This is a genomic window from Streptomyces sp. NPDC002144, assembly GCF_053593695.1.
Genome location: NZ_JBSFDB010000027.1, coordinates 62,274 through 76,934, shown reverse-complemented (window position 1 = coordinate 76,934; position 14,661 = coordinate 62,274). Strand labels below are relative to the sequence as shown.

General features: G+C 71.7%; 13 protein-coding genes. 6 read left to right on the top strand and 7 right to left on the bottom strand.

The genetic code is table 11. The features are described from left to right. The first annotated feature begins 4 nt into the window (after window positions 1-4). From ACWCQ1_RS33710 to ACWCQ1_RS33700, 3 genes are all read left to right on the top strand, one after another. Window positions 5-1,180: an SPFH domain-containing protein gene (locus ACWCQ1_RS33710; protein ID WP_133048072.1), complete on the top strand. Its 1,176-nt coding sequence runs from the start codon at window positions 5-7 to the stop codon at window positions 1,178-1,180. Window positions 1,181-1,255: 75 nt separating this feature from the next. Beyond that, on the top strand, window positions 1,256-1,543 hold the full coding sequence (locus ACWCQ1_RS33705; protein WP_358597225.1) for a DUF1905 domain-containing protein: 288 nt from the start codon (window positions 1,256-1,258) through the stop codon (window positions 1,541-1,543). Between the two features lie 14 nt (window positions 1,544-1,557). Next, entirely contained in the window at window positions 1,558-2,559 is a 1,002-nt protein-coding gene (locus ACWCQ1_RS33700; RefSeq protein ID WP_358597411.1) for a glycoside hydrolase family 43 protein, read from the top strand. A 58-nt stretch (window positions 2,560-2,617) separates the two neighbouring features. Here the strand turns inward: ACWCQ1_RS33700 and ACWCQ1_RS33695 are convergent, their stop codons facing one another. Then, on the bottom strand, window positions 2,618-3,697 hold the full coding sequence (locus tag ACWCQ1_RS33695) for an endonuclease/exonuclease/phosphatase family protein (RefSeq protein ID WP_358597222.1): 1,080 nt from the start codon (window positions 3,695-3,697) through the stop codon (window positions 2,618-2,620). Window positions 3,698-3,720: 23 nt separating this feature from the next. Next, window positions 3,721-4,398, bottom strand: coding sequence for a M15 family metallopeptidase (locus tag ACWCQ1_RS33690; RefSeq protein WP_358597219.1), 678 nt, complete (start codon window positions 4,396-4,398; stop codon window positions 3,721-3,723). An 87-nt stretch (window positions 4,399-4,485) separates the two neighbouring features. Between ACWCQ1_RS33690 and ACWCQ1_RS33685 the strand changes: the two genes are divergently transcribed. Together ACWCQ1_RS33685 and ACWCQ1_RS33680 are read left to right on the top strand one after the other, a co-directional pair. After that, window positions 4,486-5,181, top strand: a complete 696-nt coding sequence (locus tag ACWCQ1_RS33685) for a response regulator transcription factor (protein ID WP_451028087.1) — start codon at window positions 4,486-4,488, stop codon at window positions 5,179-5,181. Beyond that, window positions 5,174-6,307, top strand: coding sequence for a sensor histidine kinase (locus ACWCQ1_RS33680; protein ID WP_451028086.1), 1,134 nt, complete (start codon window positions 5,174-5,176; stop codon window positions 6,305-6,307). The genes ACWCQ1_RS33685 and ACWCQ1_RS33680 overlap by 8 nt, the downstream gene beginning before the upstream one ends. On the opposite strand, the gene ACWCQ1_RS33675 is transcribed toward ACWCQ1_RS33680, so the two are convergent. From ACWCQ1_RS33675 to ACWCQ1_RS33660, 4 genes are read right to left on the bottom strand one after another with little or no spacing between them, the layout of a single operon-like run. After that, window positions 6,282-7,682 (bottom strand): acyl-CoA reductase, encoded by a 1,401-nt coding sequence (locus ACWCQ1_RS33675; RefSeq protein ID WP_451028085.1) that lies wholly within the window; start codon window positions 7,680-7,682, stop codon window positions 6,282-6,284. The genes ACWCQ1_RS33680 and ACWCQ1_RS33675 overlap by 26 nt on opposite strands. After that, window positions 7,679-9,022, bottom strand: coding sequence for a hypothetical protein (locus tag ACWCQ1_RS33670; protein ID WP_358597210.1), 1,344 nt, complete (start codon window positions 9,020-9,022; stop codon window positions 7,679-7,681). The genes ACWCQ1_RS33675 and ACWCQ1_RS33670 overlap by 4 nt, the downstream gene beginning before the upstream one ends. Window positions 9,023-9,032: 10 nt before the next feature. Beyond that, window positions 9,033-9,758 carry an ABC transporter ATP-binding protein gene (locus tag ACWCQ1_RS33665; RefSeq protein WP_358597207.1) on the bottom strand — a complete coding sequence of 242 codons (726 nt, stop codon included), beginning with the start codon at window positions 9,756-9,758 and terminating at the stop codon, window positions 9,033-9,035. 16 nt (window positions 9,759-9,774) lie between these two features. Beyond that, a complete protein-coding gene (locus tag ACWCQ1_RS33660) occupies window positions 9,775-11,013 on the bottom strand; it encodes an ABC transporter substrate-binding protein (RefSeq protein ID WP_358597204.1) in 1,239 nt (412 codons plus the stop codon). A gap of 126 nt (window positions 11,014-11,139) precedes the next feature. Here ACWCQ1_RS33660 and ACWCQ1_RS33655 point away from each other — a divergent pair, with 126 nt between their 5' ends. Next, window positions 11,140-13,836, top strand: coding sequence for an ABC transporter permease subunit (locus ACWCQ1_RS33655; protein ID WP_451028084.1), 2,697 nt, complete (start codon window positions 11,140-11,142; stop codon window positions 13,834-13,836). A gap of 28 nt (window positions 13,837-13,864) precedes the next feature. Here the strand turns inward: ACWCQ1_RS33655 and ACWCQ1_RS33650 are convergent, their stop codons facing one another. After that, window positions 13,865-14,659, bottom strand: a complete 795-nt coding sequence (locus ACWCQ1_RS33650; RefSeq protein ID WP_358597198.1) for an SDR family NAD(P)-dependent oxidoreductase — start codon at window positions 14,657-14,659, stop codon at window positions 13,865-13,867. Window positions 14,660-14,661: the final 2 nt, after the last annotated feature.

The window sequence follows — 14,661 nt, the reverse complement described above, 5'->3', positions numbered from 1 at the left end:
CAGAATGTTCGGTTACCGCGTTCCCGCTCCCGACGAGGCGATGCTGATCTCGGGTGGCAGGCGGGGACTGGGGGGCGCGCCGTTCCGGGTGGTGACGGGGCACGGCAAGTTCGTGCTGCCGTTCTTCCGAAAGACCCGCTTCCTCACACTGGCGATGTGCGAGTCCGAGGTCACGGAGACCTGTGTGACCCGGCAGGGCATCGCGTTGAACGTACGCGCCGTCATCGCGTTCAAGGTCGGCAACGACACCGAGAGCATCATCAACGCCGGACAGCGTTTCCTCTCGGACCAGGAACAGATGTCGGTGCTGACCGGCCGGATCTTCGCCGGTCATCTGCGGGCCATCATCGGCTCGATGACGGTCGAGGAGATCGTCACCGAGCGGCAGAAGCTCGCCGCGGAGGTGCTGGACACCTCCAAGACCGAGATGGCGAAGATCGGTCTGATCGTGGACTCGCTGCAGATCCAGTCGATCGACGACGGCGACGCCGGCTACATCGACGCCATGTCCGCGCCGCACCGGGCGGCCATCCAGCGGCAGGCCCAGATCGCCCAGGCGCAGGCCACCCAGACGGCGGCCGAGGCGCAGCAGGAGGCGGCGCGCAAGCAGGCCGAGTACGCCCGGCAGACCGCGGTGGTCAAGGCGGAGTACTCGGCCGAGGTGGACCGCGCGCAGGCGCAGGCCGCGCAGGCAGGACCGCTGGCGCAGGCGCACGCCCAGCAGGAGGTGCTCGCCGCGCAGACCGAACTGGCCCAGCGGCAGGCCAAGTTGCGCCAGCAGCAGCTGGTGGCGGAGATCGTGAAGCCGGCCGAGGCGGAGGCCGAGCGGATCCGGCTGCTCGCCCAGGCGGACGCGCAGCGCATGAAGATCCAGGCCGAGGCGGCCGCGTCGTACGACCGGGTGGCGCTGGACCGGATGCTGATCGACCAGCTGCCGCAGATCGTGAAGGAGGCCGCGGGCGGTCTGGCCGGCGCCAACGTCAACGTCCTCAACGGCGCGGACGGCCTCGGTGAGATCGCCGCCGGTCTGGTCTCGCAGGGTCTGACGATCCTGGACTCCGTCCGGCAGAACCTCAGCGGCGGACAGGACGGCGAGAGCCGCCCGGCCGGCAACGGTGTGCTGGAACTGCGCGCGAAGAACGAGCGCAAGTCCGACGACGGTCCGGTCAACGTCGACTGATCCGCTCCGAGGTCCCCGTCCCCGACGGGGACCTCGGCGTATCCGACCCCCCTCTGGAGAAGCGGAGTCGAACGGGTGGAACTCGCCTTCACGGGCCGGGTGATCGAGTGGCGCGGTCCGGCGCCCTACTACTTCGTGCCCGTGCCGGACCAGGAATCCGCCGACATCCGCGAGGTGGCCGCACTGGCCTCCTACGGCTGGGGCGTGATCCCGGTCGAGGCCCGCATCGGCGGGACGGCCTTCGCCACCTCGCTGTTCCCCAAGGACGGCGGCTATCTGCTGCCGCTCAAGAACGCCGTGCGCGTGCCGAGCGGGCTGTCCGCGGGAGACGACGTGGCGATACGGATGACGGTGCGGCTGTGACGCTGCTTCCCGCCATGCTGCTTCCCGACATGCCGTTGCACGATCCGTTCGTCGTCGCCGACGACACGTCCCGTACGTACCACCTGTACACGTCCAACGACCCGTCGGTGTCGGGTGTGGAGGGCGTGGGCACGATGGTGTACCGCAGCCGCGACCTGCGTGAGTGGCAGCGGCCCGTCGTGGTCTTCCTGGCCGGCGAGCAGCCGGGGATGTGGGCGGGCGACGGCGGTTGGGCCCCGGAGGTCCATCCATGGAACGGCCGTTACTACCTGTTCACCACCCTGCACGACGAGAACAGGCCCCTTCCCGTCCCCCCGCCCAACCGGTGGGGCACGCCCTTCCAGCTGGCCAACCACCTGCGCGGCACCATCACCGCCGTCTCCGACTCGCTCCTCGGTCCCTTCACCGTCGTCGACGCGGCCCGGCCCACCCCGCCCACGCACCTCATGACCCTCGACGGCACGCTGCACGTCGATCCGTCCGGACAGCCCTGGATGGTGTACGCGCACGAGTGGCTGCAGACGGTCGACGGCACCATGGAGGCGATCCGGCTGGCCCCCGATCTGTCCCGGACGATCGGGGACCCGGTCTTCCTGTTCAAGGCGTCGGACGCGTCCTGGCTCGGCGAGCAGATCCCGGCGGGCGTGCCCGCCCAGCTCCCGCCGTACATCACCGACGGCCCCCAGCTGTACCGCACGCCCGACGGCTCGCTGCTCATGCTGTGGTCGACGTACGAGAAGAACTCCGTCGGCCCGGACGGGAACATCAGCGGCGGTTACGTCCAGACCTACGCCGTCTCCAAGTCCGGTGACCTGACCGGCCCTTGGGAACAGCGCCGGCCCCTGGTCCGGGACGACAGCGGGCACGGCATGCTCTTCCGCACCTTCGAGGGCGAGCTGATGATGATCCTGCACCGCCCTTTCGACAACGCCCGCGGCAAGCTGTACGAGATGCGGCTGCACGGCCATGAGCTGCGAGTACTGCGCCAACGCACGGACCTCGACGGCGGCGGCTGAACGTCGGCGTCTCCCGGCAGGTTGCGGGTTGCGGCCGTTGAGGAACTCCGGTCCGCGGTCACCAGCTCACCCGGGCCGCCACCGGCAGGTGGTCGCTGCCGGTGGGCGGGAGCACCCAGGCGCTGTTCGGCCGCACTCCCCTGACCAGGATCTGGTCGATGCGCTCCACCGGGAACCTCGCCGGCCAGCTGAAGCCGAAGCCGGCTCCGGCCTCCTCCTGCGCCGAGCGCAGCTGAGAGGTGAGGCCGGTGAAGGCGCGGTCGTCCATGGTGCCGTTGAGGTCGCCGAGCAGCACCACCCGCCGGGAGGGCTCGGCGGCGACGGCCTTGGCGAGCGCCTGCGCGCCTCTGTCCCGCGAGTCGGTCCAGAAGCCGACCCTGGGGTTCACGCGCACGGACCCCAGATGGGCCACGTACACCGCCAGCGGCCCCTGCCGGGTGGTGACCGTGGTGCGCAGTGCCCGGTTGTAGGTCAGTTTCTCGGCGGCCGGCTTGGTGGCCGCAAGCGGCCCGTAGTCGGTCGCGATGTCGACCGGCCGGGTGTCCGACAGGGGCAGCCTGCTCCACAGCCCGACCGTGCCCAGCACCGTGTGGTACCGGTAAGCCTTCGCCAGCTCCTTCTCGTACGTGCCCCGGTCCTGCTCGGTGATCTCCTCCAGGGCCAGCACGTCCGCGCCGGAGGCGGCCAGGTCGCGGGCAGTGGCGGCCGGGTCGGGGTTGTCGGCGGCGACGTTGTGGCTGACCACGGTGAGGTCGCCGCCCGGGTGGGACTTGTCGGTGAGCAGCCCGCCGAAGAGGCTCAGCCACACCGTGACGGGAAGCAGCAGCGCGGTCGCCGCCGAGAGGGAGCGACGCCAGAGGGCGCCGGCGAGGAGCACCGGGACGAACAGGCCGAACCACGGCAGGAACGTCTCCGCCAGACTGCCGAGATGGCCGATCCGGTTCGGGATCCTCCCGTGCAGCAGCATGAGCAGACCGAGCAGCAGCGCCAGGGCCGCGAGCACCGGGCCGCGCTTCCAGGGCTCCGGCCGGGTGCATCCGCGGATCGCCCGGCGGACGCCGGCGTGCCAGGGACCGGTGCCGGTGTCCTGGTGGTCGGGGCCGGTCCGACCGGTCCCGGCCGTGTCGGCCTGCGTCATCGTCGGTCCTCGCTCGCTGTCGGTCACTTCTGCATCCTGGGGTCCTGGGTGGGGTCGGCGTACATGTGCGGACAGCCGTCGTCGACGGCCTCGGTCCGCAGTTCGTAGTGCCAGGGTTCGTTGCGGTAGATCCGGCACAGCCCGTACGCGGCGCCGTGCTCGGACAGCCATGCCGTCGCGTCGGAGGGCCCGATGTCGACCGCGTCCCCGGAGACGTGCGGGGAGGTGGCCGCGGTGGCGACCCAGCGGGCGGCCTCGGTCTCGGAGCCGTACTTGGCGACCGCCTCGCCGAACAGCCGGTTCTGGTAGGCCGGCGAACGCCAGCCGCTGTTGACACGGAACTCGAGCCCGTCGTCCCCGGCGTCCGTGGCGGCCCGGCGGAGGGCCCTGAGCAGGTCCGGATCGAGCTTGGCCACCGCGGGAACCGTGTCGTCGAAGACCGTCACGCCGTCGGGGACGACACCGTCCGCCTCGCCCAGCGCACCGCCGTGCCCACCGCGACGCGGAGCCGAGAGCGAGGCGTGCGAGGAGAACGAGGATGAGGCGGACCTCGGTAACTGGTAGCAGAGGGCGGCGATGACCGCTGACAGGACGACGACCGCGAGGACGACGGCGAGGAGCCGGTGGATGCGGCGGGGCGGCGTGTGGGTCGAGCGCGGGGTTGTCGAGCGTGGATCCGTCGATCGTGGCGTTTCCGTCATGCCGCCAGTCAAGGCCGCGCGGTGTTGCCGGCCCGTATGCGGTTTTCGATATGCCGGCGATATGCGCCGGCTCCTAGCATCGAGAGCATGCGTGTGCTGATCGTGGAGGACGAGCCCTATCTGGCGGAGGCCATCCGCGACGGTCTGCGCCTGGCGGCGATCGCGGCCGACATCGCGGGGGACGGCGACACCGCGCTGGACATGCTGCGCGTCAACGCCTACGACATCGCCGTGCTCGACCGGGACATCCCCGGCCCCTCCGGTGACGAGATCGCGAAACGCATCGTGGCCTCCGGCAGCGGCATGCCGATCCTCATGCTGACCGCGGCCGACCGTCTCGACGACAAGGCCTCCGGGTTCGAACTGGGCGCCGACGACTACCTCACGAAGCCCTTCGAACTCCAGGAACTCGCGCTCAGGCTCAGAGCACTCGACCGCAGGCGCGCGCACAGCAGGCCCCCGGTGCGGGAGATCGCGGGTGTGCGGCTGGACCCGTTCCGCAGGGAGGTCTACCGGGACGGCCGCTATGTGGCGCTGACCAGGAAGCAGTTCGCGGTGCTCGAGGTCCTCGTCGCCGCCGAGGGCGGGATCGTCAGCGCGGAGGAACTGCTGGAGCGGGCGTGGGACGCGAACGCCGACCCGTTCACCAACGCCGTGCGGATCACCGTCTCGGCGCTGCGCAAGCGACTCGGGGAGCCCTGGGTCATCGCGACCGTGCCGGGCGTCGGCTACCGCATCGGCCCGCAGGCGGCGGCCGGACACGAGAGGGGCGGGCATGCGTAGGGCACCCGGGTTGAGCGTTCGCGTCAAACTCACCCTCAGCTACGCCGGATTCCTCATGCTGGCCGGTGCCCTGCTGATGGCCGCCGTGTGGGTGTTCCTCCTGCGGTACGTCCCCGACCGCGCGATGCTCATCAATCCCGACGACGGCCTCGACGGCAGCGTCTTCCCCATCCGGTCCGCCCTGTTGGGGGTCTTCGCTCCGCGGGCGGCCGCGGTGCTGGCGTTCCTGCTGCTCTTCGGCCTCGTGGGCGGCTGGATACTCGCCGGCCGTATGCTCGCCCCCCTCACCCGCATCGCGGACGCCACCCGCATGGCCGCGAACGGGTCGCTCTCGCACCGGATCCGGCTGCCGGGCCCGACGGACGAGTTCCGTGAACTGGCCGACGCCTTCGACACGATGCTCGCGCGACTCGAGGCGCACGTCGCCGAACAGCGCAGATTCGCGGCCAACGCATCGCACGAACTGCGCACCCCGCTGGCGATCTCCAAGACCCTGCTCGACGTGGCCCGCACCGATCCGGACCACGACACCGAAGAGATCATCGACCGGCTCCACGCCGTCAACACCCGGGCGATCGGCCTGACCGAGGCACTGCTCCTGCTCAGCCGCGCCGAGCAGCGGTCCTTCAGCCGGGAGGACGTCGACCTGTCCCTCATGGCGGAGGAGGCGACCGAAACCCTCCTCCCCCTCGCGGAGAAGCACGGCGTCACGATCGAGACCCGCGGCGAGATCGCCCCCGCGACCGGCTCGCAGGCGCTGCTGCTGCAGCTGACCACGAATCTCGTGCACAACGCGATCGTCCACAACCTGCCGGAGAAGGGCACCGTGTGGGTCACCACCGATGTCCGCCCCGGGGCCGTGGTCCTCACGGTCGAGAACACGGGCGACACGCTCACCCCGGAGCTGGCCTCGACCCTCACCGAGCCGTTCCAGCGCGGCACCGAGCGCGTTCACACCGATCACTCGGGCGTGGGTCTCGGCCTGGCCATCGTCAGGACCATCGCCGAGGCCCATGACGGGACCCTCGCCCTCACCCCGCGCTCCGCGGGCGGGCTCCGGGTCGCCGTGGAGCTGCCCTCGCGGGCTTCCGCCGGGGTCGTCACTCGTCGTTCACCCAGCGCATGAGCCGCTGCAGCGGGTAGAAGCCGTCGTGGGACAGGCCCGGTGGCATGCCGCCCGCCCCGCCGAGGGACACCACGCGCTGGACGCCGGCGCAGGCGAGAGCGTCGCGCAGGCCCGCCTTGCGGGCGTCGGGGTACACGCCGACCGTCTGCGTGGCGACCCCCGCATGCCCGACGGCGTCGGTCAGCGCGACGACCGGGACGACGTTGACGATCTTTCCGTCCGGGTGGAAGTCCACCGGTTCCGGGGAGCGGATGACCAGGCCCGTGCCGTCGTAACCGCCCCACACCCGGTAGTCGGGCGCGAGGGAGCGCAGTACGTCGATCTCCTCACGCAGTTCCGAGGCGACCCGCGGGCCGCGCTCCGAGCTGAACTCCCTTGCCACGCCGAGGCGTTCGCACAGCAGTGCGGCATAGCGGTCGGCGTCCTCGGGTGATCCCTCGACGAACTGGAAGCGGCTGGCCACACACGCCTGCTGGTTGAAGAAGGTGGCGTCGGCGGCTCCCGCCTCCGCGGCCTCGGCCAGGTTCTCGGGGGACGCGAAGGCCTCGCGGCCGATCAGCGAGATGGAGGTCTTCGGGTCGAAGGAGACCAGTTCGAAGCCCGGGCCGACGTAGCGCAGCGCCCCGCGGATCGTGCCCTCGCCGCCCCAGGCGACGAGCTTGTCGAAGAACTGGGGGCGGAACAGCACGCTCTCCACCGCCTCGTCGCCACCGCGCCAGTAGGCGGCGGAGAACGAGCGCACCACGGGGTGGCCAGGGGCGACGGAGGCCATCGTGCGCAGGATCGCGGTCGCCGTGAACAGGTCGTTCGAGGGCAGCTTCAGCAGGTTGACGCCCTTGGTGAGGGCGCCGCGCACCACGGACATCGCCGCGACGCCGGGCGCGTTGCCGGCGATGATGTGCACCAGGCGTGGCGGGTAGGCGCGGGTGGCCGCGATGCGGCCCTCGGGCAGGCGCACCTCGCGCCAGCCGTCGAGGACGTCGGCGCCGCCGAGTTCATGGTCGATCTGGGCGTACAGGGCGGGCCTGCGGAAGCTGCGCCACAGCACGGCGTAGGCGCGTTCGAGGACCTCGGCGGGGAGCGGGCTGACGGCTGTCATCCGCTCCAGCGCTTCGGCGAGCAGCCCGTCCCGGTCCGCCTTGAGGGCGTCGCCGGTCGCCACCAGCAGGTCGACGATCTCGGCGGTGGGTGTCTGGAAGGCGGGTCCCGGTTCGGTGCGGGGCCATACGAGGCGGTCGAGGTCGAGGGCGGGGGCGGTGAAGGCGGCTCCGGGGCGGCCGTGGGCGATGTGCGGGCCTTCGTCGACCTCGCCGCGGATGACGTGGACCACGGCCACCGGGGCGGTCGCGGTGCTGTCGAGGGCCGTGCCGGTCATCCGTGGATCATCCCTCGCACATAGGAGTCGAGTGTCGCCGCGCAGGTGATCTTGTCGTCGCCGCCGAGGTCGCCGTAGCGCTGGATGTCCGGCAGGACGGCGGGGCCCGGCCGGCCGCAGTCGCAGGGCGAGAAGTCGACGAAGACCCGGTCGCCGCTGATCAGTCCGCCCCAGCGGCCCTCCAGGGAGACGTCCAGGAACGCGAACCGGCCCTCCACCACGCCGTGTTCGGGGTTGAGCAGGGTTTCGCCCTGCTGGTCGAGGACCAGCGGGATCACCCACGGCGGCACGTGGTAGTGGCCCTTCTCGCAGGCGAGGCAGGAGCCCTGGAGTTCCGTCATGCCGTAGCTGCGCACCCGCCGTACGCCGTCGTAGAAGGCGGCGAACTGCCGCTGGTAGTCCTCGGGCAGGGCACGGCCCTTGTTGCCGCCGCCGCTGAGCACCAGCGTGTCCGGGTGCAGGCCGCCGTCCGGGACGCCACGGGCGCGCAGGGCCTGGATCAGGGCGAACTGCTGGTTGTTCATGCCGGCGATGAGCAGCGGTTCGTCGCGGTGGGCGGCGATGTCGTCGACGATCGCGCTCACGGCCGCGTCCATCTCCGCCTCGCGGGCCTCGGAGGCGGTCTCGTGGGAGCTGATCTCCTGCGGGGTGGCGGTGCCCTCCGCGATCCTGCGGCGCAGCAGCGCGCTGCTCATCAGTTCCGACACCCGAAGCGGTTCGTCGGTGAGCAGTCGGGTCTCACCGGGGCGGGCGAAGACCTCGGCGTGCCACCGGAAGCCGTCGATGGAGCGCATGGGGCCGCTCGCGGGGGCGAGCAGATAACCGCGGCGGGTGGGTTTCGGCGGCAGGGGGTCGGGCCAGCAGGTGAGGTGCTCCAGGATGTCGTGCAGGAAACTCAGGTCGCTCGCCGCGCAGTTGAGGAAGGAGACCTTCCCGGAGGTGCCGCTGGTGATGTACGGGCGGTGGCCGGCGGCCGTGATCCGCTCGGTCCACTCGTCGATGTCGCGCACACCGTCGAGGTCGACCTCCCCGGGTTCGACCGTGGAGACGGTCGTGTACCAGCGCAGCAGCCGGTCCCATCGGCCGGCGGTGATGAGGGAGACGGGGTAGGACTTGTAGCTGGTGTGCGAGAAGAGCAGGGGGACGAGATCGTCGAGGGCCGTGACATCGCCGACGCCGGTCTCCTCCGCGCGGGTGCGCAGCAGCGGGATGCGCTCGCGGTGGGCGGTGAAGGCCTCCCGCGCGGCTTCGAGCTGCAACTCCCTCGTCTCTTCCGCTGGTTGGTCGAAGGTGTCGCCGGACAGGACCAGGGATCGGATCTGCGCGCGTGCGCCGGACACTGCACCCACCTCAATCGGTTGCATAGGTTGTCTTTTCCGTAGTCGTCCCTGCGGTGAGGTACGACGACTCGATCGCGTCGAGGTCGCCGCGGAGTTCCGCCGGGGTACCGGTCATGGCGACGCGGCCGCGGTGCAGGACGTACACGCGGTCGGCGATGTCCAGCACCCTGCGCACGTGCTGTTCCACCAGCAGCGCCCCGAGGCCCCGGTCGGCCGCCCCGCGCACGGCGCGCAGCAGACGGTCGACGACGAGGGGGGCGAGCCCGAGGGACAGTTCGTCCGCGAGCAGCAGCCTGGGCGAGCGGCTCAGCGCGCGCGCCAGCGACAGCATCTGCTGCTCGCCGCCCGAGAGCATGCCCGCGCCGGTCCTCAGGCGCTTCTCCAGTTCGGGGAAGAGCTCCAGCGCCTGCTCGGGGGTGACCCGGCCGACCCGGAGGTTGTCCGCGGTGTCGAGGCCGGTGAAGACCGCCCGCTCCCCGACGTAGGCCAGGCCCTGGCGGGCGCGGCGGTGCAGGGGTGCGCGGGCGGTGCCGCCCAGCCAGCGCACCTCGCCGCCCATCGGGGCGAGTTCCCCGGACAGCGCCCGAAGCGTGGTGGTCTTGCCCGCGCCGTTGGGTCCGAGCAGGGCGACGACCTCGCCGGGGCGGACCTCCAGGTCGAGGTCGCGCAGGACGGGTTGGCTGCCGTAACCGGCGCTCAGGGCACGGGCTTGGATCAAGGGCTCGGTGTCGTGCACGGACCTTCCCCTTCGGTCAGCCGGCCGGTGTGGACGTCAGCACCTTCCGGACGTCGACGAAGGTCGACCCCGCCTTCGCCCATTCGATCTGCCCGCCCCGTATGGTCAGTTCGGTGGCGGTCGTGTTGTGGATGCGGTCGAGGCCCTTGATCGGCAGGGCTGTCGAGGCGTTCCAGGTCAGCGCGGGGGTCAGTCCGCCGGTGTCGATGCCGGAGGTGGTGTTCAGCTCCTTCACCAGGGCTCCCGCCGAGATCGTGGGCAGCTGCTTGACCGCCTCGGTGAAGACCTTGAACGCCACCCAGGTCGTCTCGTTGGCGCCGTTGCTGGTGTCGATGCCCTTGTCGCCCTTGGCGGCCGCGAGGAAGTCCTTCCAGGCCGGGTCGGAGGTCGGCGGGTAGTAGCCGGTGATGGCCGCCCCCTCCAGCGGGCCGCCGCTTCCGCCGGTGCTCGCGGCCAGTTGCGGGGTGAGGTTGCCGACGACGCTGCCGAGCTTCGTCTTCGCGCCGGACTGGACGTAGGACTTCACGAACAGGCCGGAGGCGGTACCGAGGATGACGCTCACGCAGTCGCTGCCCTTGGTGGCGGCGGCGACCTGCGGGGCGAGGTCGGTGGCGGTGAGCGGCACCTTGATGTCCTTGGGCACGGCGCCTCCGGCGGAGGTGGCCCCGAGGGTGAGGAACTGCGAGACGATCGCGGCGGCCGCGAGGTCGTAGCGGACGCCGGCGATCTTCTTGCAGCCCTCCTGCACCAGTTGCCGGCCGTGCGCGGCGAACACCGCCGGGGTGCCCCCGTTGACCGGAAAGGACAGCGGGTTGGAGAACTCCGCGGCCGAGACGCCGGTCCCGCCGAGGTAGGGGATGCCGGCCTTCTGCAGGATCGGCATGTAGCGGTCGCCCGCGAGGCTGTACGACCCCACGACAGCGACCACCTTGTCGGCCACCGCCTGCTGGGCGCACTTCTCGGCCTCGTCGGGGTCGTTCTTCTCGTTGCAGGTCAGCACCTTCAGCGGACCGCCCTTGATCCCGCCGTTGGTGTTGATCCACTTCTCGTAGGCCTGGGCGGTGAGCCGCACCCCCGGCTGGGCGCTGCCCTGGGTGTCCTCCGGGTTCCAGACCATCACCTTGACGGGCGCGCCCTTCAGGGAGGTCTGGGTCGAGCTGCCGGACGCCTTGCCCCCGCAGCCTGCCGCCAGCAGGGCTGCGGTCACCGCGAGACAGGTCGCTGCGGCACTTCTGCGTCGGTGTGAGTCGTTCATGGCCCCTCCGCGGGCTCGTCGTCGAGATGGCGAACAGCATGGGGTGCGTTTTTGGGTTAGTGAAGTACTCTCGGCATAATTATTTAAATAAATGCGCTGTCTGGCTGACCTCCGGGAGGTTCCCCGATGGACGACATCCTGCGTTTCGCCCTGCTCGGCCTGGGGCTCGGCGCCCTGTACGCACTCACCGCGCACGGCATCGTGCTGGTCTACCGGGGCTCCGGTGTACTGAACCTCGCGCACGGCGCGATCGGGATGGCGGGCGCCTATGTGCAGTGGGAGCTCGCCGTCAACCACGGCGTGCCGTACTGGCCGGCCGTCGCGTGCGGGGTGCTCGCCTCCGCGCTGCTGGGCGTGCTCACCCATCTGCTGGTGCTGCGGCCGCTGCGCCGGGCGTCCACCCTGGCCCGGCTGGTCGGCACGCTCGCGGTGTTCATCGTGCTCACCGCCGTGGCCGTCAAACGCTACGGCGACAGCCTGCAACTGGTGCCGGGCAAGCTGCCGACCCGACTGCTGACGATCGCCGGGGCCACCATCTCCGAGGACCGCGTCTGGCTGCTCGGCATCGCGCTCGCCGTCACCGCGCTCCTCCATCTCCTCTACCGGCGCACCCTGTTCGGCCTGGGCACCACCGCCGTCGCCGAGAACGAGCACGCCGCCGCCTCGCTCGGCTGGTCCCCCGACGTGATCGCCACCGGCAACTGGGCCCTCGGCTCGGCCCTCGCGGGACTCACCGGCATCCTGATCGTGCCGGTCATCGGCCTGTCGGTCTCCGGGCTGACCACCCTGCTGCTGAGCGCGCTGGCCGCCGCGCTGGTCGGCAGGTTCTCCTCCTTCCCCGTCACGCTGGCGGGCGGTCTGGTCATCGGCCTCGTGCAGTCCGAGCTCACCCGGTTCGGCTCCGGCGTGACGGGACTCGCCTCGTCGGTGCCGTTCCTGTTCATCGCCCTGGTGCTGGTGGCCCGCGGCCGGGCGCTGCCGCTGCGCGGCACCTTCCTGGACCGGCTGCCGGCGCTGGGCAGCGGACGGGTCCGCCCCCTGCCGCTCGCGTTCGCCGCCGTGGCCGGGCTGATCCTGGTGGGCGTGTCCACCCCGCTGTGGGCCGACGCGATCACCAGCACCCTGGTGCTCTCGCTGATCATCCTGTCGATCGTCGTGGTCACCGGGTACGCGGGACAGGTCTCGCTCGCGGCCTACGCCCTCGCCGGCACCGGCGCCTTCATCGCTGGGCACGCGGCGGCGGACTGGGGCTGGCCGTTCGAACTGGCCCTGGTGGCAGGCGTGTTGGGGACCGTGCCGATCGGCCTGCTGTTCGCCCTGCCGGCGGTCCGCACCCGTGGCGTCAACCTGGCGATCATCACGCTCGGCCTCGGCACCACGCTGGAGGCGATGGTCTTCCAGAACACCGGTCTGTCGACGACCCCCGGCAGCGACGGCATCGCGGTGGGCCACCAGACCCTCTTCGGGATCAGCATCTCCGGAGTCGACCATCCGCAGCGCTACGCCGCCGTGGTGCTGGTGCTGTTCCTCGCCGCCACGCTGGTGGTCGCCAACGTCCGCCGCGGCAGGACCGGTCGCCGGCTCGTCGCCGTACGGGCCAACGAGCGGGCCGCCGCCGCGCTCGGCATCGACGTCCGCGCGGCCAAGCTCTACGCCTTCGGCCTGTCCGCGGCCATCGCCGCCCTCGCCGGTGTGCTCATCGGCTTCCGCTCCACCTCGGTGGTCTTCTCCGACTTCGCCAGCTTCGACTCCATCACCGCGCTCGGGCTCGCCGTCATCGGCGGTGTCGGCTTCCTCGTGGGGCCGCTGTTCGGGGCGATGTTCGCCGTGGGCACGGTCGGCGCGCGCATCGGGGACTGGGTGCTGCCCGGGCTGAGCGCGTGGATGCCGCTGATCGGCGGGGTCGTCCTGGTGCTCACGCTGGTGGGCAACCAGGACGGCATCGGCAAGGACGCCGGCCGGCCCGCGGCACGTGTCCGCAACCGCCTGCCTCGCAGGGACACGGCGCAGACGGGCGAGGGCGAGCCGGCGGCCGTGGCGGACGTCTCCCGGGCCGCGCCGCTGGCCCTCCACGTTCGGGACCTGACCGTGCGCTACGGCGGTGTCGTCGCCGTCGACGGGCTCTCGCTGGACGTCGAGCCGGGCCGGATCGTCGGGCTCATCGGGCCCAACGGCGCCGGCAAGACCTCCGCCATCGACGCCGTCACCGGCTTCACCCGGGCCGTGTCCGGCAGCGTGCGGCTCGCCGAACGGGACGTGACCCGGCTGCCGGTGCACCGGCGGGCCTCGGCCGGACTGAGCCGGTCCTTCCAGTCGCTGGAGCTGTTCGAGGACATGACCGTCCGGGACAACCTCGCCGCGGCCTGCGAGCGGCCCGGCCCGTGGGCGTACCTCACGGACCTGATCCGCCCGGGCAGCCGTCCGCTCCCCGGTCATGTGCTGGTCGCGGTAAGGGAATTCGGGCTCCAGGACAGCCTCGACCGGCCCGTGGCGGAGCTGTCGTACGGGGAGCGACGGCTGCTGGCCATCGCCCGCGCGGTGGCGGCCTCCCCCTCGGTGCTGCTCCTCGACGAGCCGGCCGCCGGGCTGTCCGACGACGAGACGCGGGAACTCGCCCATCTGGTACGGCGGCTGGCCGAGGACTGGGGCATGGGAGTCCTGCTCGTCGAGCACGACGTCGACATGGTCATGAGCGTCTGCGACGAGATCGTGGTGCTGGACTTCGGACGCCGGATCTGCGCCGGCACGCCCGAGGAGGTGCGCCGGGACCCGGCGGTGCGGGCGGCGTACCTGGGCGACCTGGAGCCGGAGGCGCTCGCGTGAGGAGCCCCTCCGGCCGCGGGCCCGGGCGTCAGGCGTCCCGCAGGTCGGCGACGTAGGGCTGGTGGGAGAGCAGTCCGCCGTCCACCCGCAGGGTGTGCCCGGTGATGAAGGCGGACTCGTCGCAGGCGAGGAAGACGACCGCCGCGGCGACGTCCTCCGGCCGGCCCAGGCGCGGGGTGAGGTGGTGGCGCAGCATCGCCTCACGGATCGCGCCGTGGGCCGAACCGGCGCTCGCGGGCGTGACGATGAAGCCGGGCGCGATGGCGTTGCAGCGCACGCCCTGCTTGCCGTACTGGGTGGCGACGTACTGGGTGAGGTTGATGAGCGCGGCCTTCGAGGCGCCGTAGGCGGGGTTGCGCAGATCGCCCGCGAGGCCGGACCCGGACGAGGTGTTGATGACGGAGCCGCCGCCCCGGGCGATCATGTGCGGGACGGCGGCCTGGATCGCGACCATGGTGCCGCGCAGGTTGATCCGCATCGTGTCGTCCCACACGGCCGGATCGGCCTCGGCGACGGCGAGGTCCCGGTGGGCGGCCAGACGGGTGGCGGCCGCGTTGTTGTGCAGCACGTCGAGGCCGCCGTAGGTGTCGGCCGCCGCGGCCACCATGGCCCGTACGCTGTCGACGTCACCGAGGTCGACCTCGACCGCCGTCGCGGACCCGCCGGCGGCGCGGATCTCCTTCGTCACCGCCTGCGCGCCGTCGAGGTTCAGATCGGCGACCACCGTGTGCGCACCCTCGGCCGCCACCCGACGCGCCGAGGCGGCGCCGATGCCCGACGCCGCCCCGGTCACGACGGCCACCTTGCCGTCGAGTCGTCCCATGT